Genomic DNA, 25,594 nt, shown 5'->3' with positions numbered 1-25,594 from the left:
GGCCGAGCACCGAGAACGCGGAACGGCCCGGCCCCGAGGGGGGACCGGGCCGTTCCGCGTTTCGGGCTCCGCTCAGGCGTGGCCGTCGAACAGGCTGGTGACCGAGCCGTCCTCGAACACCTGGTGGATCGCCTCGGCGACCAGCGGTGCGATCGAGAGCACCCGCAGCGTGTCGAAGTGGTGGTCCTCCGGGATCGGCAGCGTGTTCGTCAGCACGACCTCTTTCGCCCCGCAGGACGACAGCCGCTCCACGGCCGGGCCGGAGAGCACGCCGTGGGTCGCCGCGATGATGACGTCCTTCGCGCCGGACTCCAGCAGCTGCTCGGTGGCCTTGGTGATCGTGCCACCGGTGTCGATCATGTCGTCGACCAGCACGCACAGCCGGCCTTCGACGTCACCGACGACGCGGTTCGCGACGACCTGGTTCGGCTTCGTGGGGTCCCTGGTCTTGTGGATGAACGCCAGCGGAGTCCCGCCGAGGTTGTCCGCCCACTTCTCCGCGACCCGCACCCGGCCGGAGTCCGGCGAGACCACGGTGATCTTCTCGTCGACGTAGGTCTGCCGGATGTAGTCCGACAGCACCGTCTGCGCCAGCAGGTGGTCGACCGGCCCGTCGAAGAAGCCCTGGATCTGGTCGGTGTGCAGGTCCACCGTCATGATCCGGTCGGCGCCCGCGGTCTTGAACAGGTCCGCCATCAGGCGGGCCGAGATCGGCTCGCGGCCCTTGTGCTTCTTGTCCTGCCGCGCGTAGCCGTAGAACGGCATGACCACGGTGATGCGCTTGGCGCTGGCGCGCTTCAGCGCGTCCACCATGATCAGCTGTTCCATGATGGCGTCGTTGAGCGGTGTGCAGTGCGACTGGATCACGAAGGCGTCGCAGCCGCGGACCGACTCGTCGTAGCGGACGAAGATCTCGCCGTTGGCGAACTTGTAGGCCGACTGGGGCGTGACCGTCACGTCGAGTTGCTTGGCCACCTCCTCGGCAAGTTCCGGATGGCTGCTCCCGGAGAAGAGCTTGAGGCTCTTCTTCGGGGTCGCAGACATGGCACTCACGGTCATCGTCCCTCCCCGTTGACGCCCATCATCGGGTGTCACTCGTCGGATTGGTGGTCAGGTCGTCAGATCCCGACCGCTGCTGAGCCTGTCGGGAGGCTCGATCGGCGGCGGTGTCCGGGCGGCGGCGAGCCACCCAGCCTTCGATGTTGCGCTGCCTCCCGCGGGCGACCGCCATGGCGCCCGGGGGGACATCTTGGGTGATGACCGAGCCGGCGGCCGTGTAGGCGCCGTCCCCCACCTCGACCGGGGCGACGAACATGTTGTCCGCACCCGTCCGCGCGTGGGAACCGATCACGGTGCGGTGCTTGGCGACGCCGTCGTAGTTCACGAAGACGCTCGCCGCACCGATGTTGCTGCCCTCGCCGATCTCGGCGTCGCCGACGTAGGTGAGGTGCGGGATCTTGCTGCCGGTGCCGATCTCGGCGTTCTTGACCTCGACGAAGGTGCCGATCTTGCCCTTCTCGCCGAGCCGCGCGCCGGGGCGCAGGTAGGCGAACGGCCCGACCGAGGCGCCGGGTCCGACCTCGGCGCCTTCGCCGTGGGTGCGCACCACCGAGGCGCCCGCGTGCACGGTGCAGCCGGTCAGCGTGGTGTCCGGGCCGATCAGCGCGCCCTCGCCGACGGTGGTGCCCGCGCGCAGCTGCACGCCCGGCTCCACGGTCACGTCGCGGTCCAGCCGCACGTCGCAGTCCAGCCACACCGAGGCCGGATCGGTGACGGTGACGCCCTCGCGCATCCAGCCGAGCACCAGCCTGCGGTTGAGCTCGGCGCCGAGCCGGGCCAGCTGCACCCGGTCGTTGACGCCCTCCACCAGCCAGGTGTCGGCGCACACCAGCGCACCCACCGGGTGACCGTCGGTGCGGGCGATGGACAGCACGTCGGTCAGGTACAGCTCGCCCTGCGCGTTGTCGGTGGACAGCCGGTCCAGCGCGTCGGAGAGCACCGCCGCGTCGAACGCGTACACCCCGGAGTTGATCTCCCCGATGGCGGCCTGCTCGGCGGTGGCGTCCTTCTGCTCGACGATGCCGGTGACGTTCCCGGCGGCGTCGCGGACCAGCCTGCCGTAGCCGGTGGGGTCGTCGACCACCGCGGACAGCACGGTGACGGCGTTGCCGCGCTCGTGGTGCTCGGCGAGCAGCGCGTCGAGCGTCGCGGTGTCCAGCAGCGGGACGTCGCCGTAGCTGACCAGCACGGTGCCGTGCCGCTGGTCGGCCAGCGCCTGCATGCCGCAGGCGACCGCGTGCCCGGTGCCGAGCTGCCGGTCCTGGACGACGGTGTGCACCTTGCGGCCGAGGTCGTCGGCGACCTGCCCGAGGTGCTCGCCGACGGCGTCCCGACCGTGGCCGATCACGACCACCAGGTCGTCCGGGCCGGTCCCGGCCGCCGCCCGCACCGCGTGCTCGACCAGCGGCCGACCGGCGATCGGGTGCAGCACCTTCGGCGTCGCGGAGCGCATCCGGGTCCCCTCGCCCGCGGCGAGCACGATGGTGCTGACCGCGGAGCCCGCGGTGCCGAGTGCGGAGGGGGAACCGGAGGAAGCCGCGCCGGACGTGCTGGGGGCGGGCCGGGCGTTCTCGCCCTGAGGCATCAACGCACTCCCTTGGGTCTCAAGCGGGTTCGACGCCGACACGCCGGAGTCGCCCTGGTCGGTGTGGTCACGGTGAGCAGTCTCGCCGCGAACCGGCTGCTGGTGGCGTCCAAGCGGGTGAAGGGTAACCGGGGCGTGCCGTGCCCGCGCCGGTGGCCCTTCCCGCTTGTCCGGCGGAAGCCGATGCTACCTGCCCGGTCCACCCCGACCAGGACGTCACGGCCGTCCCGAACTGCTGCTTTGTGATCAATCGGGCGGGCCGGTGGCGGGTTGTCGCCAGCGCCGCGGCGCACCGCGGGCGGCCGGGTGCCGACCGCCCGGCCCGGCGACGGGCTGTTCACGGAGAGTGCGCGCGCAAGCAGCTGCGGCGCCGGTCCGGGTGAACCGGTCAGCGGGGCTGCGGCGGGATCCAGGTCTCCTCGTCGTCCCCGCCGGAGGACTCCACGGCGAACGTGGCCACCTGGTTCCCGCCGTTCCGCTTGGCCTGGTACATCGCCGCGTCCGCCCGGGTCTGCACCTGCGCCCCGGACTCCTGCGGGCGCCGCGCGACCACGCCGATCGACAGCGTCACCCCGCGGGACAGCGCCTTCGGCAGCCGCGCGATCGCCTGCACGGTCCGCTGCAGCGCCGACTCGGCCGCGCCCAGCGTCACGCCCGGCAGCAGCACCACGAACTCGTCGCCGCCGTAGCGGGCCACGAAATCGTCCACCCGCAGGGTGTCCCGCAGCGTGCTCGCCACGACCCGCAGCACGTCGTCGCCCTCGGCGTGCGAGCAGCGGTCGTTGACCTCCTTGAAGCCGTCCAGGTCGACCAGCGCCACCGACAGCGGCTGCGCCTCCGCCGAGTCCAGCAGCGCGTCGAGCCGCTCGTCCAGCGCGCGCCGGTTGGACAGCCCGGTCAGCGGGTCCTGCAGGGCCTGCTGGGTGATCGCGTCGTGGCGCAGGTTCAGCCGGGAGTTCTCCAGCCGGGTGCTCAGCGTCAGGTAGCGGCCCTCCCGCATCGCCCACAGCTCGTTCTCCAGGTCCAGCACGTAGTCGTGCACCGCGTCGCTGGTCGGCCGGTCCTGGTCGAGCTCGGTGAGCTGCGCGTACTCGCGGGCCAGCGAGATCCGCAGCGTCGGGTCGGCGGCGTCGCTGGTGACCTTGGAGCGGGTGTCGGAGAGCATCCGCACCGCGTCCGAGCGCCGCCCGGCTCCGGTCAGGCAGCGGGACAGCGCGATCGCCACGATGATCTTCTCGCGCGGGTGGATGGCCCGGTCCAGCGAGCGCAGCCGCTGCAGCCGTTCGATGTGTTCCGCGCCGGGCTGGGCGAGCGCGTGCGCGGCGCCGAGCACCGGGATCTGGTCCGCTGCGGAGCGGTCCGCGAGCCGGGGGAACAGCGATTCCCGCCACGGCACCTCGACGCCCAGCGCGAGCCCGGAGGCGGTGGCGAACCGCTCGCCCGCCGCGTCCTGCTGGCCGATGCGCTCCAGGCGCAGTCCCCAGCCGAGGAACATGCGGCAGCGGTTCATCATGTGCAGCGCGATCTCGTGCGGGCCGCCGCTCTCCCGGATGCGGTGCAGCGCGCGGGCCATCACCTCGTCGGCGGTCTCGTACACGCCGAGCTGGGTGAGCACCGAGCCCAGGTCGATCAGCGCGGTCGCCAGCAGCCGGTCCCAGGAGCGCCTGCCCAGCGCGGTGTCCGGGACGGGTTCGTCCTCCAGCATGGCGAGCCCGCTGGCGACCTCGGTGATCGCGTTGTCCTCGCTGCCGGTGAGCAGCGCCCGCCTGCCGCGCAGCGCGTAGGCGTCCGCTTCCAGCACGGTCAGGCCGTGCCTGCGGCTGTGCGTGAGCAGTTCGTCCAGCAGCGGTTCGGCGCCGTGCGCGAGCCCGGAGGAGGACAGCCGCATCGCGGCGCAGTGCCGCAGCAGCTGGGCGACGATGCGGGGTTCGCCGCGCCGCTGCGCCTCGGCGAGCAGGCCGTCGGCTTCGCGGATGGTGCCGCGCTGGCCCAGTGCGTCGCTGTTCTGGCCGACGGCGTTGAGTTCGCGAGCGCGACCGACCAACCACGCGTCGCTGACCTCGCTCAGCGCGGTTGCCGCATCGTCGCGCACGTCCGTCGTGTCCTCGCGCAGCGGCGCACACCCCCTGCTGGCATCCAAGCCCGGCCGGGGCCGGGGAGGTCGACGATCGACCACGGTTCCCGTCGGGACATCGCACGGCGTCGCGGGGACCGCTGCTCCGCCGCCAGGACTCGAACCTGGACCATCAGAACCAAAATCTGAGGTGCTGCCTTTACACCACGGCGGATCGGGCGATGTGGTCCGGCGCTCGAGCCTACCGCCACGCCGACCGACCGCGGTCGCCCAGTCGACATCGTGGCATGCCCGTCCAGGGTGATCGTTCTCACGGGTGCACGAACGATCAGGTCCGGCGGCCGGGACACGCCCGGGCGGTCACGACACGCCGTATTTCCGTCGCCGGGGGGTGACGATTGTGCATCCACCAACTTACGCTGGCGTAGGTTACGGTCCCGTAGGATCTGCGGGGTCGAGCCGGCGTTCCGGCGCTGACGACCGTTCTTTCCACCACCTGACCCAGTTGAGGTAGTGAGTATGACCGCAGCAACCGACGTTGCTCCCGAGGCTTCCGGGGCCGAATCCGGGCCCAAACCGCTCACCGCGGGAACCCGCCCCAGACTCGCCCAGTTCTTCGTCTACGCGTTCGTCCTGATCCCGTGCGTCGCGCTCGTCGCCGCGATCCCGTTCGCCTGGGGCTGGGGCCTCGGCTGGGTCGACGTCGGCCTCGCGGTCTTCTTCTACGTGTTCAGCGGGCTCGGCGTCACCGTCGGGTTCCACCGGCTGTTCACGCACGGCTCGTTCAAGTCCAACTGGCCGGTGCGCGCCACCCTCGCGATCGCGGGCATGACCTCGCTGCAGGGCCCGGTGATCACCTGGGTCGCCGACCACCGGCGGCACCACGCCTACTCGGACCGCGACGGCGACCCGCACTCGCCGTGGCGCTTCGGCAGCACCCCGGGCGCGCTGGCCAAGGGCTTCTGGCACGCGCACATGGGCTGGCTGTTCGACCGGAACATGACCAACGAGGAGCGCTTCGCGCCCGACCTCCACAAGGAGGAGCGGCTGGTCAAGCTGAACAACCTGTTCGTGCTGTGGACCGCGCTGAGCCTGGTGCTGCCCGCGGTGCTCGGCGGCCTGCTCACCTGGTCCTGGTGGGGCGCGCTGACCGGCTTCTTCTGGGCCGGGCTGGTGCGGGTCTCGCTGCTGCACCACATCACGTGGTCGGTGAACTCGATCTGCCACATGATCGGCGAGCGCCCGTTCAAGAGCCGCGACAAGGCGGCGAACTTCTGGCCGCTGGCGATCGTGTCGTTCGGCGAGTCCTGGCACAACTCGCACCACGCCGACCCGACCTGCGCCCGGCACGGGGTGCTGCGCGGGCAGCTGGACATCTCGGCGCGGGTGATCTGGTTCTTCGAGAAGGTCGGCTGGGCCTGGAAGGTCCGCTGGCCGAACGAGAAGCGGCTGGCCCGGATCGCGGTCACCGACTACAAGGGCTGACCGACCCCTCCGGCGGTCGCGGTGGTGGAACCTCGCCGGGCCCGATCCTCCCCACGGGATCGGTGCCCCAGCGGGGGTGCCGCCGGACCGGCCTCCCCGACGCGCGGCAGCCTTCCCCGCAGGGGAACGCCGCGCGCTGCCGGGGAGGTGCGCACCTCGGAGGATCTCGACGGATAGGGTGACCTGCGTGGCAGCAGGACGGCGCAAGCGGAACTCGCCGGATTCGGAGACCAGGCGGCGTTCGGCCCGCACCACCCGAGTCCGGATGACCGGTGAGGAACGACGTCAGCAGCTGCTCGACGTGGCCCGCGCCCTGTTCGCGGAGAAGGGCTTCGAAGCCGCCTCCATCGAGGAGATCGCGCACCGGGCCGGCGTGTCCAAACCGGTCGTCTACGAGCACTTCGGCGGCAAGGAGGGCATCTACGCGGTGGTCGTGGACCGCGAGATGCGCGCGCTGCTGGACCAGATCGTCTCCGCCCTCTCGGCCGGGCACCCCCGCGCGCTGCTGGAGCAGGCGGCGGGCGCGCTGCTCGAGTACATCGACACCTGCACGGACGGGTTCCGCATCCTCGTCCGCGATTCGCCGGTGGCCTCCACCACCGGCACGTTCTCCTCGCTGCTCAACGACATCGCGAGCCAGGTCGAGCACATCCTCGGCCTGCAGTTCAGCGCGAAGGGCTACGACGCGAAGCTCGCCCCGCTCTACAGCCAGGCGCTGGTGGGCATGGTGGCGCTCGTCGGCCAGTGGTGGCTCGAGGCGCGCAAGCCGAAGAAGGACGACGTGGCCGCGCACCTGGTGAACATCGCCTGGAACGGCCTCTCCAACCTGGAGCACAAGCCCAAGCTCGGCACCTGGCGCTGACCCGGGGCGGCGCGTTCCGCCGCGAGCCGGTCGAACGACCGGGACGAGGGCGGCCGGACGTCGTCGGTGCGGAGTCGTAGGCTGGACGGCGACTCCCGCCACCCGGCACCGGTCCGCTGGGAGAGCCGGTTCCGGCTCAGCCGTCGCGACGCCGACGCCCGCGCACCGGACTCGGACGCAGTCGTCCCGGGGACGGGTCTGCGCGCATGTCCGTTCTCGGTGCGAGGGATTCCGATGACCCAGGCTGGTCCTGCCACTCCGATCGACGCCGCCCCGGCCGCGCTGCACGGGCTGCTCGACGCGCTGCTGCGGGAGGCGAGCTTCCGCGACGTGGTGTCCGCGGCGGGCCGCCCGCGCCTGGTGCTGGAAGGCCCGGTCGCCGCCCGCCCGCTGGCCGCGGCGGCGCTGGCCGCCGAAGCAGGCGCGGCCGCCCCGGTGCTGCTGGTGACCGCGACCGGCCGGGAGGCCGAGGAGACCGCGTCGGCGCTGGAGGACCTGCTGGGCGCCGACGGCATCGCGGTGCTCCCGTCCTGGGAGACGCTGCCGCACGAGCGGTTGTCCCCGCGCGCCGACACCGTGGGGCGCAGGCTCGCGGTGCTGCGCAGGCTCGCGCACCCCGAGGAGCACGCCGAAGGCCCGGTTCGGGTGCTGGTGACCACGGTCCGCAGCCTCATCCAGCCGATCGCGCCCGGCCTCGGCGAACTCGCGCCGGTGCGGCTGCGGCTCGGCGACGAGCACGACTTCGAAGACCTGGTGGAACGCCTCGCCGGACTCGCCTACTCCCGCGTGGACATGGTGGAGAAGCGCGGCGAGTTCGCGGTGCGCGGCGGCATCGTGGACGTGTTCCCGCCGACCGTGGAGCACCCGCTGCGGGTGGAGTTCTGGGGCGACGAGGTCACCGAGGTCCGCCCGTTCTCCGTCGCCGACCAGCGCTCGCTGCCGGACGCCACCGACACCGCGCTGTACGCCCCGGCCTGCCGCGAACTGCTCATCACCCCGGAGGTGGCGGAGCGCGCCGGTGAACTGGCCCGGCAGCACGAGGCGGACGCGCACCTGTCCGAGATGCTCGGCAAGATCGCGGGCGGTGCCGCCGTCGAAGGCATGGAGGCGCTGATCCCGGCGCTGTGCGACGGCGAGATGCGGCTGCTCACCGAACTCGTGCCGGAGGGCACGCACGTGCTGCTGGCCGATCCGGAGAAGGTGCGGGCGCGGGCCGCGGACCTGGTGCGCACCGGGCAGGAGTTCCTGGAGGCGTCCTGGATGGTCGCCGCCGACGGCGGCAAGGCCCCCATCGACCTGGGCGCTTCGGCGTACCGCGGGCTCGCGGAGGTCGAGGAGCGGACGAGGGAGATCGGGCTGCCGTGGTGGACGCTCACCCAGCTCAGCAGCGACAGCGCGGACCGCGGCGTGGTGCACCTGGGCCTCAAGCAGGTCGAGGCGTACCGGGGTGAGGTGGAGCGCGCCTTCACCGACCTGCGCGCGCACACCGCTTCCGGCGGCGCCGCGGTGCTGGTGGTGCCCGGCCAGGGGACGGCGCAGCGCGCGGTGCAGCAGTTCCGGGACAGCGACCTGCCGGTGCGGCACGCCGCCGACGGCCTGACCGCGGCCCCCGAGACCGGCGTGATCACCGTGGTGCGCGGCGGCCTGGAGGACGGCTTCGCCGCGGCGGGCGTGGGACTGGTGGTGCTCACCGAGACCGACCTGACCGGCGGCCGCGGCGGCACCTCCACGAAGGACATGCGCCGGATGCCGTCGCGGCGGCGCAACGCGGTCGACCCGCTGGCGTTGAAGGCCGGGGACTTCGTCGTCCACGAGCAGCACGGCATCGGCAAGTACGTGGAGATGGTGCAGCGCACCGTCGGCGGCGCCACCCGCGAGTACCTGGTGCTGGAGTACGCCTCCAGCAAGCGCGGCCAGCCCGGCGACCGGCTGTTCGTGCCCACCGACCAGCTCGACGAGGTGTCCCGCTACGTCGGCGGCGAACTGCCCGCGCTGAACAAGCTCGGCGGCTCCGACTGGAAGAACACCAAGGCCAAGGCGCGCAAGGCGGTCAAGGAGATCGCCGCCGAACTCGTGCAGCTCTACGCGGCCCGCCAGTCCGCGCCCGGCCACGCGTTCGGCGCGGACACCCCGTGGCAGCGGGAGCTGGAGGACGCGTTCCCCTACACCGAGACCGGGGACCAGCTGGCCGCGATCGACGAGGCCAAGGCCGACATGCAGCGCGCCGTCCCGATGGACCGGGTGATCTGCGGCGACGTCGGCTACGGCAAGACGGAGATCGCGGTGCGCGCCGCGTTCAAGGCCGTGCAGGACGGCAAGCAGGTGGCGGTGCTGGTGCCGACCACGCTGCTCGCCCAGCAGCACCTGAACACCTTCACCGACCGGATGCGCTCCTTCCCGGTGACCATCAAGGGCCTGTCCCGGTTCACCACGCCGCAGGAGTCCGAGCAGACCTTGCAGGGCTTGGCGGACGGCTCGGTGGACATCGTGATCGGCACGCACCGGCTGCTGCAGACGGGCGTGCGCTACAAGGACCTCGGGCTGGTCATCGTCGACGAGGAGCAGCGCTTCGGCGTCGAGCACAAGGAGCACATCAAGGCGCTGCGCACCCACGTGGACGTGCTGACGATGTCGGCGACGCCCATCCCGCGGACGCTGGAGATGAGCATGGCGGGCATCCGCGAGATGTCCACGATCCTCACCCCGCCCGAAGAGCGGCACCCGGTGCTGACCTACGTCGGCGCCTACGACCAGAAGCAGGTCGGCGCCGCGATCCGCCGCGAGCTGCTGCGCGACGGCCAGGTGTTCTTCGTGCACAACCGGGTCTCGACGATCGAGAAGGCCGCGCGGTCGCTGCGCGAGCTGGTGCCGGAGGCGCGGATCGTCACCGCGCACGGCCAGATGAACGAGGAACGCCTGGAGAAGATCATCCAGGGGTTCTGGGAGCGCGAGCACGACGTGCTGGTGTGCACCACGATCGTCGAGACCGGGCTGGACATCTCCAACGCGAACACGCTGATCGTGGAGCGCTCCGACATGCTCGGCCTGTCCCAGCTGCACCAGCTGCGCGGCCGGGTGGGGCGCGCCCGCGAGCGCGGCTACGCGTACTTCCTGTACCCGGGCGAGAAACCGCTCACCGACACCGCGCACGACCGGCTCGCGACGATCGCGCAGAACTCGGAGCTGGGCGCGGGCATGGCGGTGGCCATGAAGGACCTGGAGATCCGCGGCGCGGGCAACATCCTCGGCGCCGAGCAGTCCGGGCACATCGCGGGCGTCGGCTTCGACCTGTACGTGCGGCTCGTCGGCGAGGCCGTCGAAGCGTTCAAGCAGCACGCGGGTGCGGGCACCGCGGACCTGGAGCAGGAGCTCGCCGAAGTGCGGGTGGACCTGCCGATCGACGCGCACATCCCGCACGACTACGTGCCGGGGGAGCGGCTGCGCCTGGAGGCCTACCGGAAGATCGCGGCCGCCGGTGATCAGGCCGCGCTGGACGCGGTGCGCGCCGAGCTGGAGGACCGCTACGGGCCGCTGCCGGAACCGGTGCAGCGGCTGCTGAAGGTCGCCGCGTTCCGCCAGGTGTGCCGCGAGCACGGCGTCACCGAGGTGACCCTGCAGGGCTCCTCGCTGCGGGTGGCGCCGCTGGAACTGGCCGACTCGCAGCAGATGCGGCTCAAGCGGCTCTACCCGAAGGCGGTGTACAAGGCGACGGTCCGCACCGTGTCCGTGCCGCGGCCGACCGAAGGCGCCGCGGGCGGGCGCATGGGTGCGCCGCCGCTGCGGGACGAGGCGCTGCTGGAGTGGTGCGCGACCCTGCTGACCTCGCTCGCCGGTCGTCCCGCTCCGGTGGGCTGACCGGCCTGAACCTCCTGCTGCGCGGCGCTTTCCCACTCGGCCGGGCGGGTGTGATCCCGGCGGTTCTGCTGGCGGCGGTGCGCGGGCCGGTGCATGATCGGCACGCGTTTCGGGAGCGCTCGGACCACACCCGCTCCCGCCGGTCGTCCGGGGCCGATCGGCGGTCGTGCGGTGCCGGGAGGCAACCCGCTCGGCCGTGACGCGTCTGAACTCGTAGCTGGCCGCGCCGATCGGCGCGCCGCCAGGTGCTGCAGGGGCGGGGAGAGGACGAGGGCGTGGATCATGTGCGAGGACCGCAGCGACCGAGGAATCCCCGTCCGGGCGGGCCATCCCGTCCCGGTGAGGCGACGACGGTGCGCCACCCGGTCGTCCCCCGCGAACCGGCCCGTTCCCGCCGGCCGCGCCGGGCGCGGAGGTTCTTCGGGCGCACGGTGGCCGCGCTGCTGTCGGTGGTGGTGCTCGGCGGCAGCGCCTACGCGTGGGGCGCCTTCAACGGGTTCACCGGCGGGCTCACCGGCAGCGATGTGATCGGCAGCGGCTTCAACTCGCCGGACGGGGCCACCGACGTGCTGCTGGTCGGCAACGACAGCCGCACCGACGCCGACGGGAATCCGCTGCCGGAGGACGTGCTCAAGGAGCTGCGCACCACCGACGACGAGGGCGGCGACCTCACCGACACCATGATCCTGGTGCGCATCCCCAACGGCGGGCAACGCGCCAGCGCGGTCTCCTTCCCCCGCGACACCATGGTCGAACTCGGCAACGGCTATGGGGAGCAGAAGCTCAACTCGGCTCTGGGCCGGGCGAAGAGCGAGGCCCGGCACAGGCTGGAGCAGGACGGCGTCACCGACGAGAAGCAGCTGGAGCTGCAGTCCAAGGCCGAGGGCCAGAAGTTCCTGATCAAAACGATCGAAGACCTCTCCGGAACCAGCATCGACCACTACGCCGAGGTGAACCTGCTGGGGTTCTACGAGGTCACCAAGGCCGTGGGTGGCGTCGAGGTGTGCTTGAACGAGGCGGTGGACGACAGCGCGCACTCCGGCGCGGTGTTCTCCGCCGGGCGCCAGACCATCGAAGGCGCCGACGCGCTGGCCTTCGTCCGCCAGCGCTACGGCCTGCCGAACTACGACCTGGACCGGGTGGTGCGCCAGCAGGTGTTCATGTCCGGGCTGGCGAACAAGGTGCTGTCCGCGGGCACGCTGGGCAACCCGGTGCGGCTCGGCGAGCTGGTGGGGGCGCTGCAGAAGTCGGTGGTGGTCGATTCCGGTTGGGACCTCATGGGATTCGCGCAGCAGATGTCCGGAATCGCGGGCGGCGACATCGACTTCCACACCATCCCGGTGGAACTCGTCGGCCCGTCCGGCCGCGAAGACGTGCAGGCCGACGAGGACGAGGTGCAGCGGTTCGTGGCGAACCTGCTGCTGTCCCCGCAGGAACGCGCGGTGCGCCAGCAGGCCGAGCGGTCGCCGGAGACGCAGCGGGAGACGACGCCGGAGACCTCCGAGTCGAGCTCCCCGGCGGAGATCTCGGTGGACGTCTACAACGCCTCCGGCATCACCGGCCTGGCCGCGAGCGTGGCGGACCGGCTGGCGGCGCAGGGGTTCGGCACCGGGGCCACCGGCAACGCGGCGTCGGCGAGCTCCTCCTCGGTGCGGGTCGCCGCTGGCGAGCAGGACGCGGGGGAGCAGGTCGCGGCGTCCCTCGGCGGAATCCCGGTGCGCACCAGCGGTTCCGTCCCGGCGGGCACCGTCGAGGTGTACCTGGGTGCGGACTACGACGGCCCGGGCGCGGTGAACTTCGCGGGCGCGCCGGCGCTGCGGCTGGACGGGCTGCGGCCCGCGCAGGCGCAGGACCAGCAGCAGCCGATCACCGCGGGCGGCGTGCCCTGCGTGAACTGACCGGATCCGGACCCGGTGCGTGCAGGGTTCACCCTGCGATGATCTCGTGAGAGGGTGATCGCTGTGAGTTCCGCCATGCACCGGGCCCGCCCGCTCGCGTTGATCCTGCTCTGCTGCGCACTGCTCGCCGGTTGCGGTGTCGAACCGGGCAAGGCCGGTGCCGCGGCGTTCGTCGGAGAAGCGCGCATCCCGATCAACGAGGTGCAGAGCCGCTACCGCGCGGTGCTGGAGAAGGAACCCGAGGCGAAGGCGCAGCTGTCCGAGCAGGGCATGCTCGGCGAGCTCACCCGCCGGATGGCCGCCGACCTGGTGCGCCGCGAGCTGACGAAGCAGGCCGCGCGGACCGAGGGCCTGGACGTGGACGAGCGTCGGGTCGCCGAGGTCATCGACTCCGCCGGTGGGCCGCAGGCCGCCAGCAAGGGCCAGATCTACACCGAGAGCGACATCCAGGACGTGGTGCGCAGCAGGCTGCTCGCGGCCGAGCTGGGGCGCAAGTACGTGGACCGGCTGTCGGTCACCTACGACGTCACCTCCGCGGTGAACCGGCGCGAAGCCGAGGAGAAGGTGCGGCGGATGGCGGGCGGCGACGCGGAATCGGCCGCGCTCATCGCCGAGGACCGGCAGTCCGGCACGGGTGCCGCGGCCGACCAGCGGCTGCGCTCCGCCGACGTGCCCGACCTGGCCGCGGGCACGCCGCTGTTCGGCGCGCGCACCGGCACGGCGATGGCGTTCGAGCTGCAACCGCAGTCCGGGCAGTGGACGGTGGTGCGGATCAAGCAGCGCGAGGTCGCACCGCCGCCGCCCGCGCCGAGCGCCGCGGGCGCCGACGAGATGAAGATGCAGGCCCTGGGCGATCAGCTGCTGCGGGTCACCGCGCAGCAGGTCGGGGTGGAGCTCAGCCCGCGCTACGGCGTGTGGGACGAGCTCGGTCTCTCGGCGGCGCCGAACCAGGACGAGACCATCGGGATCGTGCTGCCCAGCGCGCGTTCCTGACCGGCCGGCTGCGGCTGAACGGGTGATCTTCTGCGGCGAGGTCCGGTCGAGATCACCCGTACCGGGTGATGCGCCGGTGTGTCGGCCGGGGGCGCGGGCGGACGGCCCGGCACCCTCCGCGGCATGGATCGAGCACTGCGACCGATGGCCGCCGCGCGGTTGGCACAATCGCGCCATGCACAACGCACGTTCAGCGGCTTCCGGCGGAATCGGCGCGAACTCGGGGTTCTCGGACACCGGGGCGGTGGCACCGGGAACGGCGGTGGTGGTCGTGGACGACCGGCTCGGGGACGTGATCCCGGCGGCGGCGGTGCCCGCGCTGCGCCGGGCCGCTGCGGTGCACGTGGTGCCGGGGCTCTCCCCGGCCACGGTCTCGGCGCTGGACGATCCGGGCACGCCGGACGTGCCGGAGCTGCTCGCCCGGGCGGGCCGCGAACCGGTCGTGCTGTTCGCGCCGGATGTGCAGTCGGAGCAGGCGGTGGCGCTGCTGGACGCGGGCGCGGCCCTGCTCGGGGCGCAGCCGCCGGTGGGCGTGGAACTGCTGGACGCGGTGACCGTGATGGACCGGTTGCGCTCGCCGGGCGGGTGCCCGTGGGACGCGGAGCAGGACCACGACTCGCTGCGCCGCTACCTGGTGGAGGAGACCTACGAGCTGCTGGACGCGATCGAGCAGCGGGATCGGCCGTCGCTGCGCGAGGAGCTGGGGGACGTGCTGCTGCAGGTGCTGTTCCACGCGCGGATCGCGGCCGAGGACCGCGTGGAACCGTTCGGGGTGGACGAGGTCGCCGCCGACCTGGTGGGCAAGCTCGTGTCCCGGCACCCGCACGTGTTCACCGAGGCCGGCTCGGTGCACGACGCGGAGTCCCAGCAGCTGCGCTGGGACGAGCTGAAGCAGCGCGAGAAGCAACGTGAATCCATTGTGGACGGAGTGGCGACCGGGCAGCCCGCGGCCGCGCTGGCGGCCAAGCTGGTGAACCGCGCCGACCGGGCCGGTGTGCCGCGCGAACTGCTCACCGCGGCGGGGACGCCGGGCGCGAGCGCGTTCGCCCTCGTCGCGCGCGCCCGGCTGGAGGGCGGGGACCCGGAGGACGAGCTGCGCGCCGCCGCGCTCGACTTCGCCGCGCGCGTCCGGACGGCCGAGGCCGCCGCCCGCGCCGACGGGCACGACCCGCACCGGCTCACCTCGCAGCAGTGGGCCGACTACTGGGCGGACGACGGCGCGACCAGCGAGAACGATCGCGGCCCGGCCGCCGGCGGCTGATCCCGACGAGCCGACCGGCGGCACCCGCGCACCCGCCGAACCGGGCGGTGGCGGCGAAAAGTCCGGTTCGTTCCCGGGTGATGATCCGGTACGTGCACACTGGGGCGAGGAAAGGGAGGGCATTCGTGTCGCAGCAACTCAGCACGAGCAGGTCGTGGCGGCTCGCCGGAGTGGTACCGATGGTCGCGCTGCTCGTCTCGTGCGGCATCGAAGTGGACCGCGAACCCGAGCAGATCAGTCCGAGCGTGCAAGCCGTCCCGCCGCCCGCCGTGGCGCCTCCGGACGGCGGTGTCGACCCGCCCCCGCTCACCGTGCTGCCCGAGGGCGGCCCGCCGCTGCCCACCACCCAGCGGCCCCAGCTGCAGCTCACCGCCTGGGCCGAATCGATGTCCGACGAGCTCAACATCCCCCGCGTCGCCCTGCAGGCCTACGGCTACGCCGCCACGGCCGTCGAGCAGAGCCATCCCGGCTGCGGACTCGGCTGGAGCACCCTCGCCGGGATCGGCGCCATCGAATCCAGCCACGGCCGCTACGGCGGCGCCCGCCTCGACGAGACCGGCAGGCCCAGCACCCCGATCATCGGACTGCCGCTGGACGGCAGCCACGGCGTCAAGCGCATCGATGACACCGACGGCGGCAGGCTCGACGGCGACCCCGTCTACGACCGGGCCATCGGGCCCCTCCAGTTCATCCCCACCACCTGGGAGCGGTGGGCGGTGGACGCCGACGGCGACGGCATCGCCGACCCGCACGACATCGACGACGCCGCCCTCGCCGCCGCCGAGTACCTGTGCACCGTCGGCGGCGACATGCAGGACCCGGACCGGTTCTGGGCCGCGCTGCTCGACTACAACGAGAGCCACGACTACGGGCAGGACGTGCTCGACCACGCGGACCACTACGGCAAGACCAGCCGCAGCCTGTTCGCGACGGACTGAGCGAGGCTTCGCCACCGGCCGAGCCGGGTTCGTCGCCGATCGAGCCGGGTTCGCGACCGACCGGGTCGGGTTCAGCAACGACCGAGCCGGGTCCGCCACGGGTCCGGGCCGATCGTGCCGGGTCCGCTTCCGAGCCGGGTTCGCGCCCGGCCGCGCGGGTTCGCCGCTGATCCGGTTTCGCGACTAGCCGAACCGGGTTTCGCCGCTGATCCTGGTTCGCCACCGGTCGAGCCTGGTTCGCCGCCGATCCGGGGACGCCCGATCGATCCGGCCGCGCGGGTTCGGGTCGGCCGATGGTCGATTCGTGTTCGCTCCTAGTTCTCGCGGATACCGGCAAGTAGCCTGATCGCGTGACCGACCCGACCGCATCCCGGCTGCGCGCAGTGGCCGCCGCCGTCGGGCGGCTGGCCGTGGCGCTGGCCCTCGTCGCCACCTTGGGCGCCGGGGTGGCGCTCGCCTCCACCCTCACCCGGCCCGACGCTGCACCCGCGGCCGGACCGCCGCCCGAGCAGGTCGTGGTGGAACCCGCGCCCGTGCTGCCCGGCTCCGCCGCGCCCCTGGTCCCGGAGCCCGCGCAGCAACTCGCGCCCGCGGGCGAAGACCCGGTGCGGGAGTGGGCCGACCACGTCGCGTCCTCCGCGGACGTGCCCGCCCGCGCCCTGATCTCCTACGTGAACGCGGACCTGGCGATGCGCCAGTACCAGCCGAGCTGCCGGATCTCCTGGGCCATGCTCGCCGGGATCGGCCGCATCGAGTCCAACCACGGGCGCTACGGGAACCGGGTGCTCGGTGACGACGCGGTGTCCTCCAGCCCCATCATCGGCGTGCCGCTGGACGGCACCCCCGGTGTCCGGGCCATCGGCGACACCGACGGCGGCGCGCTCGACGGCGACCCGGTGCACGACCGCGCGGTCGGCCCGATGCAGTTCATCCCGTCCACCTGGCGCAAGTGGGCCACCGACGGCAACGGCGACGGGCTCGGCGACCCGCAGAACCTGGACGACGCGGCGATGGCCGCCGCGCGCTACCTGTGCTCCAGCGGCCGCGACCTGACCACCGGCACGGGCTGGTGGGGCGCGGTGATGTCGTACAACAACTCGGTGGAGTACGGGCAGAAGGTGTACGCGATCGCCGAGAGCTACTCGGCGGCCGCGAGCCGCCGCGGGTGACCCGGCGAGCGCAGCCCGACCCGCGAGCCGCGGTGGGTGATCCGTGAGCCGCCTCGAACTGTGAGCCGTGCAGCGCGTGATCCGTGAGCCGCCGTGATCCCTGAGCCGTGCAGCGCGCGAGCCCTTGAACCGCCGCGACCCCTTGAACCGCGCACCGCACGACCCCGCGGGCCGGGCGCCCGCGAGCTCGGTCGCGCCGCCCCGGCTCAGCCGCCGCGGGTGGCCAGCCGGGCGTTGATCTCGCCCAGCGCCTCCTGGTAGGCCGGGTCCGGGTTCATCACCGCCGCCAGCTGGACCTGGCTGCGAGCCTCCCGCAGCCGCCCCTGCCGTTGCAGCGTGCGGCCCAGCACCAGCCGGGCGTAGTGGTCGGACGGATCGAGCTCGATCACCCGCAGGAACGCGGCCTCCGCTCGGCGGAACTGGGCGGTGAACAAGTAAGCCCTCCCCAGCAGCAGCTGGACGGAGGGCTTGTCCTCGGCGATGTCGAGCACGGGTTGCAGTGCGCGGAGAGCTTCCCAGGGCCTGCGCTGGGCGACCAGGCTCTCCGCCCGGCGGAACGCTTCAACGGTGCCTTCGCTGCTCATGGTCCGCACAACGGTACGTGCCGGTCCCGGTGTTCCTCGACGGCCGAGCGGATGTCGTCCGCGCCCGTCCCGGCCGTTCTCGATCACGGCGCGTGGTCGCCGGGGTGATCTCGGCCGCTCCGGCGCGAGCGCGCGGTGTGGCGTGCGCGAAGTCGGCCGCACCGCCCTCGCGCCCACCGATAGGCTCGGGGGCGGTCGTGGGGCGATCGGCGCCCGCTCGCGCGCACGAGCGAGTCGGGCGGGCCGCCCATACCTCAAACCCTGGTTAGGAGCACACGTGGCGATCATCGAACAGGTCGGCGCCCGCGAGATCCTGGACTCGCGCGGTAACCCCACCGTCGAGGTCGAAGTGGCACTGGAAGACGGCACGCTGGCCCGCGCGGCCGTCCCGTCGGGCGCTTCCACCGGTGAGCACGAGGCCGTCGAGCTGCGGGACGGCGACGCCGAGCGCTACGGCGGCAAGGGCGTCGAGAAGGCCGTCGAAGCGGTCCTCGACGAGATCGGCCCAGAGCTGGCCGGCCTGGACGCGACCGAGCAGCGCGTCGTCGACCAGAAGCTCGTCGACCTCGACGGCACCCCGGGCAAGTCCCGGCTCGGCGCCAACGCCATCCTCGGCGCCTCGCTGGCCGTCGCGAAGGCCGCCGCGGACTCCGCGGGCCTGGAGCTGTTCCGCTACGTCGGCGGCCCCAACGCGCACGTGCTGCCGGTGCCGATGATGAACATCCTCAACGGTGGCGCGCACGCCGACACCGGGGTGGACGTGCAGGAGTTCATGATCGCGCCGGTGGGTGCGGACTCCTTCTCCGACGCGCTGCGCTGGGGCGCGGAGACCTACCACGCGCTGAAGTCGGTGCTCAAGGCCAAGGGCCTGCCCACCGGGCTCGGCGACGAGGGCGGTTTCGCCCCCGACCTGCCGAACAACCGCGAGGCCCTCGACCTCATCGCGGTCGCGGTGGACAAGGCCGGGTTCAAGCTGGGCACCGACATCGTGCTCGCGATGGACGTCGCCGCCACCGAGTTCTTCGCGGACGGCGCCTACACCTTCGAGAAGTCCAAGCGCAGCGCCGAGCAGATGACCGGCTACTACACCGAGCTGCTCGACAACTACCCGCTGGTGTCCATCGAGGACCCGCTGGGCGAGGACGACTGGGACGGCTGGGTGCAGCTGACCAGCGAGCTCGGCGAGCGCGTGCAGCTGGTCGGCGACGACCTGTTCGTCACCAACCCGGAGCGCCTCGAAGAGGGCATCAACCGCCGCGCGGGCAACGCGCTGCTGGTCAAGGTCAACCAGATCGGCACCCTGTCCGAGACGCTGGACGCGGTGAACCTGGCGAACTCCTGCGGCTACAAGAGCATGATGAGCCACCGCTCCGGCGAGACCGAGGACACCACGATCGCCGACCTCGCGGTCGCCACCGGCTGCGGCCAGATCAAGACCGGTGCCCCGGCGCGCAGCGAGCGGGTCGCCAAGTACAACCAGCTGCTGCGCATCGAGGAAGCGCTCGGGGACGCCGCCCGCTACGCGGGTGAGCTGGCTTTCCCGCGGCTCAACCTGGAGGCGTGACATCCTGGTCACCAGCGGTCCGCGAGGCCGGGTGACCACGACGACGGGTGCGGACGATGCCGAGCGGGCGATCTTCTGATCGACAGCAGCGCCGTCGCGGGGACGGTTCCCCGTCGACGCGCGGGAACGGTGCGCGCCGCCGCACGGAGGCGCCGACCACCGCGAAGCGGTCCGGGACGCGGCCGGGAGCCCAATCGGGTTCCCGGCCGCGGCCGAAGACCGGTTCCCGCTCGGAGACCGCGGGCGCGTTCAAGCTGTCCTCGACGCGGCGGGCGGCGCTGCTGGCGCTGCTGCTGTGCGCGATGGCGCTGAGCGTGTCCGTGCCGCTGCGGACCTACCTGAGCCAGCGCGGTGAACTCGCCGCGCAGGAGCAGCAGCGCACCGAGCTCGTCCAGCAGGTGCGCGACCTGGAACTGCGCAAGGCGCAGCTTTCCGACCCGGAGCGGGTGGAGGCCGAGGCCCGCTCCCGGCTGGGGTACGTGCGGCCCGGGGAGACGCCGTACATCGTGGACCTGCCCGGCCGACCGGCCGCCCCGCCGACGGCGCCGGCACCGGAGGACGACGGCGCCTGGTACTCGGATCTGTGGAAGTCGCTGACAGGGAACTGACGTGAGCAACACTTCGGCGGTCGCCGCGAGCGACCGCGACAGCATCGCCCGCCAGCTGGGCCGACCGCCGCGCGGGCTGCGCGCGGTGGCGGCGCGGGACGCGGCGGGGGAGCCGGCCGTGGTGCAGACGCACCCGCGCCTGGAGGACGGCACGCCGTTCCCGACCCTGTACTACCTGACCTCGCCCCGGCTGGTGGGGCACTGCTCCACGCTGGAGGCCGAGGGGCTGATGCGCGAGATGCAGGACCGGCTCGCCGCGGACGCGGAGCTGGCGGAGCGCTACCGCCTGGCGCACGAGTCCTACCTGGCGGAGCGGGACGCGATCGAATCGCTGGGCACCCTGGTCACGGCGGGCGGCATGCCGGACCGGGTGAAGTGCCTGCACGTGCACGTGGCGCATTCGCTGGCCAAGGGGCCCGGGGTGAACCCGTTCGGCGACGAGGCGCTGGAGATCATCGAGCGGCGCTGGCCGGAGAAGCCCGCCGCCGAGCCCGCGGGCTGACGTTCCGCCCGCGGCGCGCGGTCGCCGCGGGCCCTCCCGCTCCGCCGTCCCCGTTCTCCGGTGGCCGAGCCGCGCTGCGGCATTCGGATGAGCGCCTGAGCTGCGGAGATCCACTCCATCGTGTTCGATCAGCGGCCGTGATCACGCTGCATGATCGAAGTGGCTATTAATGGCACTCGATGGAGTGAGCGCGAGCGTCGTAACGCGCCGCTTCGTGCCACGGTGGTGACGGATCCAGCGCCGGTGGCGAAAGCCCCTGGTCGCGGACGATCTCGTGGGGGCTGGAGGCACCGTGGCAGTTCGCAACACCCGTCCCACCGCTCGCCGCCGGAACCGGCGCCGGTGGCGCGCCGCGACCGCGCTCACCCCCACGCTGCTCCTGGTCGCCGCCTCCAGCACCCTGCTCTCGCTGCCGCCGCCGACCGTGCGCGACGGCCGCGCCGAATCCGCCCCGGACAGCGGGCTCTACGGCGCGAGCGGGCACCTGCCGCAGACCCGCGAGCCCAGCACCGAACTGCTCGACCTCGCGGGCAGGCCGCAACGGCTGCCCGGCCCGCCCGACGACCAGCCCGGCGGACGCCTCGACATCCCCGAGCCGATGATGGCCGCCTACGTCGGCGCAGCCGACCGGCTCATCGGCACCCACCCGGGCTGCGGCCTGCACTGGTCGGTGCTCGCGTCCATCGGCCGCATCGAATCCGGGCACGCGCGCGGCGGGAAGGTCGACGTCGACGGCACCACGCTGTCCGCGATCCTCGGGCCCCGGCTCGACGGCGGGCCCGGCGTCGCCGCCATCCCCGACACCGACGGCGGCAGCCTGGACGGCGACCCGGTGTGGGACCGCGCCGTCGGAGCCATGCAGTTCGTCCCCGGGACCTGGAACGAGTACGCCCTCGACGGCAACGACGACGGCGAGCTCAACCCGCACAACGTGCACGACGCGGCGGCCACCGCGGGCGCCTACCTGTGCAGCGCCGGGGGAGATCTGCGGGAACCGCGGGCGCTGGCGGAGGCGGTGTTCCGCTACAACCACTCCGACGACTACGTGCGCACCGTGCTGAACTGGGCCGACGCCTACTCGAACGGCGCGTTCCCGCAGCCGGTGGAGCCGCTGCCGGAATCCGACGGGCGCGACGTGCTCGCGGGCAGCAGGTTGCCGGACGCCCGGCCCGCGCCGGTGATCGCGGCGCCGCAGGAAGCCGGTGTCCCGGGGGCCTCGGCGCAGACCCCGCCGTCGCCCGGAGCGCCGGACGCGCCGGGCTCGGACGCGCGGCCCACCTGGCCGGGGGCGTCGACCGCGGAGCCCGGCGAGCCGGGCGTGCCGCCGGGATCCGAGGCGGACGGTCCGGGTACGGCGTCGCCGAGCTCTCCGCCTGCGGACGGCTCGGCGTCGGAGGTGCCGCCGACGTCCGGTGCGGTCCCCGCCGATCCGCCGCGGCCGGACGCGCCGTCGCCTGATGACTCGTCGTCCGGTGCGCCGTCGCCCGATGTCCCGTCGCCCGCTGCGCCGCCGCCCGGAGAGCCCGCTCCTGCCGAACCGCCGCCGGACGCGCCCGGTGCTCCGCCGTCCACCGCGCCGCCCTCGCCGCCCTCGGCCATTCCGCCGTCCAGCTCGACCGGCGAACTCCCGCCCGCCGATGGACCGGCACCCTCCCGGCCGCCCGCGGCGGGCGGACCGCCGGACCACGCGCCGCCCGCCACCGAGGCCCCGTCGAGCACCGCGCCCCCGTCGTCCCCGGGGCGCCCCACGTCCGGCACCCGCCCGCCCGAGACCTCCCGCCCGACCGATGCCTCCCACCCGACGGCGAACACCGATCCGACCGAGCCGAGCACGCCGGTCACCTCGACGGTCCCCGGGGCCGCCGGCGTCCCGGACCAGTGCGACGCCGCGGTGCTCGACGAGGGCCGGTTCGTCCCGCGCGGGCAGGACGCCGGGGCCCGGCTGGAGCCCGGCACCACCGACCCGCACGAGGCGAAGCCCGGCGAGGTCGTCCTCGTGCGGCCCGCGGCATCGGGCCCGCTGCAGGCGTGCGAGGTTCCCGCCGACTTCGCTCCTCGCCCATGATCATCCGATCGGGTGAGTGAGTTCGGGTCGTACCGCCGTCCGGACCGATCAGTGCGTCCCACCTGACCGGCGGCGGAAGCTGTTCACTCCGTTCAGTGACGTTCCCCGATTTCGAGTTGCGCCGACACGCCACCGGTGAGTTCGGCCGCCACAGCGGCTAGCGTGGTCGCCGATCGAAGGACGGGGCACCGGCTCCGGACCACGGAACAGCGCTAGGAGAAGCCCATGTCCAGGGTGGCCGCGATCGACTGCGGGACGAATTCGATCCGGTTGCTGGTGGCCGACGTGACCGCGGGTTCCGACGGCGCCCGCGACCTGCGCGACGTGCACCGCGAGATGCGGGTGGTCCGGCTCGGCCAGGGCGTCGACGCCACCGGCCGGCTCGCGGAGGAGGCGTTGGAGCGCACCCGCGCGGCGCTCGTCGACTACGCCGCCATCGCGCGCCGCAAGGGCGTGGAGCGGATCCGGATGGTGGCGACCTCGGCGACCCGGGACGCCGCGAACCGGGACGTCTTCTTCGCGATGGTGCGCGACACCCTGGGCATCGACGCCGAGGTGATCACCGGGGACGAGGAGGCGCGGCTGTCGTTCATCGGTGCTGTCGGTGACTTCGACCCCGCCGATGGCCCGTTCGTGGTCACCGACGTGGGCGGCGGCTCGACGGAGCTGGTCGTGGGCGAGTGGGACGGCGCGCAGGCCCGGATCGACGCCGCGTTCTCCGCCGACGTCGGCTGCGTGCGGCTCACCGAGCGCTGCCTGCACAGTGATCCGCCGTCCGCGGCGGACGTCGCCGAGGCCGAGCGGGTCGCCCGCGGCATCCTCGACGAGGCGTTCGCGGCGGTGGACGCCTCCGGCGCGCGGACCTGGGTCGGCGTCGCCGGAACCGTCACCACGCTGTCCGCGGTGGCGCAGAACTTGCCGGTTTACGATCCCGCGGCAATTCACCTTTCCCGTTTATCCCAGAAACAACTGGAGGAAACGACTTCGGAGCTGTTGGCGATGACTCATGAAGAACGTGCGGCGATCGGTTCCATGCACCCGGGCCGGGTCGACGTCATCAGTGGTGGTGCGCTCGTCGTCAAGGTGCTGGCGGACGAGCTGGCCGAGCGCGCCCGGATCGATGCGGTCGCCGTGTCCGAGCACGACATCCTGGACGGAATCGCCCTCTCCATCAGCTAGTTCTCAGAGTGTGGTCGATCGCCTCCGGGGCGTGGATGGATTGGTTTCTGGATCGAACCAGAAAGTGACGGATTTGTGACGGGGCACTGCGGGTCGGTGTTTCTCATTTATGTTTACGCTCGTCTATCGCGGTGGTGAACATCATCGCCGTGCGGTGCGGCCCCGAGAAATCCTCGGTGGGGCGCGCGTGGGAAGTGGGAGGACGCATGCGAAAGGGACGTCTGGCCGCGATGCTGGCGGCCCCGTTGGCGGTGGCCCTGCTGGCCTCCGGCTGCGGAGGCGGCGGGAATTCGGCGTCGGCGGACACGGTCACCGTCGAGTGGGGCGAGCCGGAGAACCCGTTGATCCCGGGGAACACCACCGAGGTCAACGGCGGCAACGTCATCGACTCGATCTTCTCCGGCCTGGTCAAGTACTCGCCGGACGACGCTTCGGTGAGCAACGAGATGGCGGAGGAGATCACTCCGTCGGCGGACAACCGGACCTTCACCATCAAGATCAAGCCGGGCTGGACGTTCCACGACGGGTCGCCCGTCACCGCCGAGAGCTTCGTCAAGGCCTGGAACTACACCGCCTATGCCCCCAACGGGCAGCAGGGCGCGAGCTTCTTCGAGCAGGTCAAGGGCTACGACCAGGTCAACCCCGCTGACCCGGACGGCGCGAGCGGCCCGAAGGAGGCACCGAAGCCGACCGCCGAGACGATGTCCGGGCTGAAGGTCCTCGACCCGAACACGTTCCAGGTCGAGCTCAAGTCCCCGCTGGCGATCTTCCCCACCATGCTGGGCTACTCGGCGTTCTACCCGCTGCCCGAGATGTTCTACACGAACAAGCAGGGCTTCGAGGACCGGCCGATCGGCAACGGCCCGTTCAAGTTCGAGTCCCGCTCGCCGAACGAGAACCTCACCGTCAGCCGCTACGACGACTTCAAGGGCGACGACAAGGCGAAGGTCCGCGCGGTCGAGTTCAAGGTCTACGACGAGCTCGACACCGCCTACCAGGACCTGGTCTCCGGCAACCTCGACTTCATCCGCCAGGTGCCGGTCTCGGCGCTCACCGGCGACAAGTGGCGCACCGACCTCGGCGAGGGCGCCCAGGAGAAGCCGGGTCTGCTGACCCAGAACATCGCGTTCCCGCTCTACGACGAGCGCTTCAAGAACCCGGACCTGCGCAAGGCGATCTCGATGGCGATCGACCGCCCGACGATCACCCAGCAGATCTTCGCCGGTAGCCGCCAGCCCGCCGACGGCTGGACCTCCCCGTCGGTCGAGGGCTTCGTGCCCGGCCAGTGCGGCGAGTACTGCACGTTCGACCCGGAGAAGGCCAAGCAGCTGCTGGCCAAGGCCGGTGGGTTCCAGGGCACGCTGACGATCATCACCAACGGCGACGGCGGCCACAACGAGTGGTCCGAGGCGGTCGCCTCCAGCATCCGCCAGAACCTGGGCCTCGACGTGCAGTTCACGCCGACCCCCACCTTCAGCGAGTTCCGCCGCCAGGCCAACGCCCGCGAGTTCACCGGCATGTACCGCACCGGCTGGGTCGCGGACTACCCGAACATCGAGACGTTCCTGACGCAGCTGTACCGCACCGGGGCGTCCTCGAACGACGGCGAGTACTCCAACCCCGCCTTCGACGCCGCGCTGGACAAGGCCAACGCCGCGCCGAACGTGGAAGCGGCCAACAAGCTCTACGCGGACGCGGAGAAGCTGCTGGCCCAGGACATGCCGGTGATCCCGCTGTGGACGCAGCCGGTGCAGGCCGGTTACTCCACCGAGCGGCTGGCCGAGGCGAAGGCGACGCCGTTCCGCAAGCTGGACCTGACGTCGGTGACGCTGAAGCAGCAGTAGGCAGAGCGAGGCGCCCGGCTCGCCCCGGAACGCTCGGGGCGGGCCGGGCCGCGTTCTTCGTGCACAGGA

General features: G+C 72.5%; 18 protein-coding genes and 1 tRNA gene. 14 read left to right on the top strand and 5 right to left on the bottom strand.

Translation table 11 applies throughout. From position 1 onward, the window contains the following. Window positions 1-72 precede the first annotated feature (72 nt). The 4 genes from AC29IT_RS23245 to AC29IT_RS23230 all read right to left on the bottom strand — a co-directional run bounded on the left by AC29IT_RS23245 (window position 73) and on the right by AC29IT_RS23230 (window position 4,932). A complete protein-coding gene (locus AC29IT_RS23245; protein WP_488220121.1) occupies window positions 73-1,053 on the bottom strand; it encodes a ribose-phosphate diphosphokinase in 981 nt (326 codons plus the stop codon). A gap of 28 nt (window positions 1,054-1,081) precedes the next feature. Continuing rightward, a complete protein-coding gene (gene glmU / locus AC29IT_RS23240; protein ID WP_488220120.1) occupies window positions 1,082-2,512 on the bottom strand; it encodes a bifunctional UDP-N-acetylglucosamine diphosphorylase/glucosamine-1-phosphate N-acetyltransferase GlmU in 1,431 nt (476 codons plus the stop codon). Between the two features lie 520 nt (window positions 2,513-3,032). Further along, window positions 3,033-4,736 (bottom strand): GGDEF domain-containing protein, encoded by a 1,704-nt coding sequence (locus AC29IT_RS23235; protein ID WP_358440825.1) that lies wholly within the window; start codon window positions 4,734-4,736, stop codon window positions 3,033-3,035. A gap of 125 nt (window positions 4,737-4,861) precedes the next feature. Further along, window positions 4,862-4,932, bottom strand: a tRNA-Gln gene (locus AC29IT_RS23230). Between the two features lie 305 nt (window positions 4,933-5,237). Between AC29IT_RS23230 and AC29IT_RS23225 the strand changes: the two genes are divergently transcribed. The 8 genes from AC29IT_RS23225 to AC29IT_RS23190 all read left to right on the top strand — a co-directional run bounded on the left by AC29IT_RS23225 (window position 5,238) and on the right by AC29IT_RS23190 (window position 17,179). Further along, complete coding sequence (locus tag AC29IT_RS23225) at window positions 5,238-6,203, top strand: acyl-CoA desaturase (RefSeq protein WP_358440828.1); 966 nt, start codon at window positions 5,238-5,240, stop codon at window positions 6,201-6,203. A 265-nt stretch (window positions 6,204-6,468) separates the two neighbouring features. Then, a complete protein-coding gene (locus AC29IT_RS23220; protein WP_358440847.1) occupies window positions 6,469-7,065 on the top strand; it encodes a TetR family transcriptional regulator in 597 nt (198 codons plus the stop codon). Between the two features lie 234 nt (window positions 7,066-7,299). Further along, window positions 7,300-10,920: a transcription-repair coupling factor gene (gene mfd, locus AC29IT_RS23215; protein WP_488220098.1), complete on the top strand. Its 3,621-nt coding sequence runs from the start codon at window positions 7,300-7,302 to the stop codon at window positions 10,918-10,920. 431 nt (window positions 10,921-11,351) lie between these two features. Next, window positions 11,352-12,818, top strand: coding sequence for an LCP family protein (locus tag AC29IT_RS23210; RefSeq protein ID WP_488220097.1), 1,467 nt, complete (start codon window positions 11,352-11,354; stop codon window positions 12,816-12,818). Between the two features lie 63 nt (window positions 12,819-12,881). Then, complete coding sequence (locus tag AC29IT_RS23205) at window positions 12,882-13,811, top strand: SurA N-terminal domain-containing protein (protein ID WP_358441936.1); 930 nt, start codon at window positions 12,882-12,884, stop codon at window positions 13,809-13,811. Window positions 13,812-13,986: 175 nt separating this feature from the next. Beyond that, on the top strand, window positions 13,987-15,072 hold the full coding sequence (locus AC29IT_RS23200; RefSeq protein WP_358441933.1) for a nucleoside triphosphate pyrophosphohydrolase: 1,086 nt from the start codon (window positions 13,987-13,989) through the stop codon (window positions 15,070-15,072). Between the two features lie 125 nt (window positions 15,073-15,197). After that, window positions 15,198-16,010 (top strand): lytic murein transglycosylase, encoded by an 813-nt coding sequence (locus AC29IT_RS23195; protein WP_488220096.1) that lies wholly within the window; start codon window positions 15,198-15,200, stop codon window positions 16,008-16,010. A gap of 350 nt (window positions 16,011-16,360) precedes the next feature. Beyond that, the gene (locus tag AC29IT_RS23190; protein ID WP_488220095.1) at window positions 16,361-17,179 is read left to right on the top strand and encodes a lytic transglycosylase domain-containing protein; all 819 of its coding nucleotides are present in this window, start codon (window positions 16,361-16,363) and stop codon (window positions 17,177-17,179) included. Between the two features lie 206 nt (window positions 17,180-17,385). Here AC29IT_RS23190 and AC29IT_RS23185 read toward each other — a convergent pair whose 3' ends face one another. Next, a complete protein-coding gene (locus AC29IT_RS23185; protein ID WP_224958898.1) occupies window positions 17,386-17,763 on the bottom strand; it encodes a tetratricopeptide repeat protein in 378 nt (125 codons plus the stop codon). Window positions 17,764-18,040: 277 nt separating this feature from the next. On the opposite strand from AC29IT_RS23185, the gene eno reads away from it, so the two are divergent. The 6 genes from eno to AC29IT_RS23155 all read left to right on the top strand — a co-directional run bounded on the left by eno (window position 18,041) and on the right by AC29IT_RS23155 (window position 25,525). Beyond that, a complete protein-coding gene (gene eno / locus AC29IT_RS23180; RefSeq protein WP_358441925.1) occupies window positions 18,041-19,327 on the top strand; it encodes a phosphopyruvate hydratase in 1,287 nt (428 codons plus the stop codon). 56 nt (window positions 19,328-19,383) lie between these two features. Beyond that, complete coding sequence (locus AC29IT_RS23175; RefSeq protein WP_358441923.1) at window positions 19,384-19,935, top strand: FtsB family cell division protein; 552 nt, start codon at window positions 19,384-19,386, stop codon at window positions 19,933-19,935. Between the two features lies 1 nt (window position 19,936). After that, window positions 19,937-20,437: a DUF501 domain-containing protein gene (locus tag AC29IT_RS23170; RefSeq protein ID WP_358441920.1), complete on the top strand. Its 501-nt coding sequence runs from the start codon at window positions 19,937-19,939 to the stop codon at window positions 20,435-20,437. 292 nt (window positions 20,438-20,729) lie between these two features. Further along, window positions 20,730-22,502 carry a lytic transglycosylase domain-containing protein gene (locus AC29IT_RS23165; protein ID WP_488220094.1) on the top strand — a complete coding sequence of 591 codons (1,773 nt, stop codon included), beginning with the start codon at window positions 20,730-20,732 and terminating at the stop codon, window positions 22,500-22,502. A 225-nt stretch (window positions 22,503-22,727) separates the two neighbouring features. Beyond that, the gene (locus AC29IT_RS23160; RefSeq protein ID WP_358441914.1) at window positions 22,728-23,681 is read left to right on the top strand and encodes a Ppx/GppA phosphatase family protein; all 954 of its coding nucleotides are present in this window, start codon (window positions 22,728-22,730) and stop codon (window positions 23,679-23,681) included. 206 nt (window positions 23,682-23,887) lie between these two features. Next, window positions 23,888-25,525 (top strand): peptide ABC transporter substrate-binding protein, encoded by a 1,638-nt coding sequence (locus AC29IT_RS23155; RefSeq protein ID WP_358441911.1) that lies wholly within the window; start codon window positions 23,888-23,890, stop codon window positions 25,523-25,525. Window positions 25,526-25,594 lie beyond the last annotated feature (69 nt).

Source organism: Saccharopolyspora sp. MMCC62 (genome assembly GCF_057736575.1).
The sequence above is the reverse complement of the archived record's forward strand: the minus strand, read 5'-3'. Positions and strand labels throughout refer to the sequence as shown.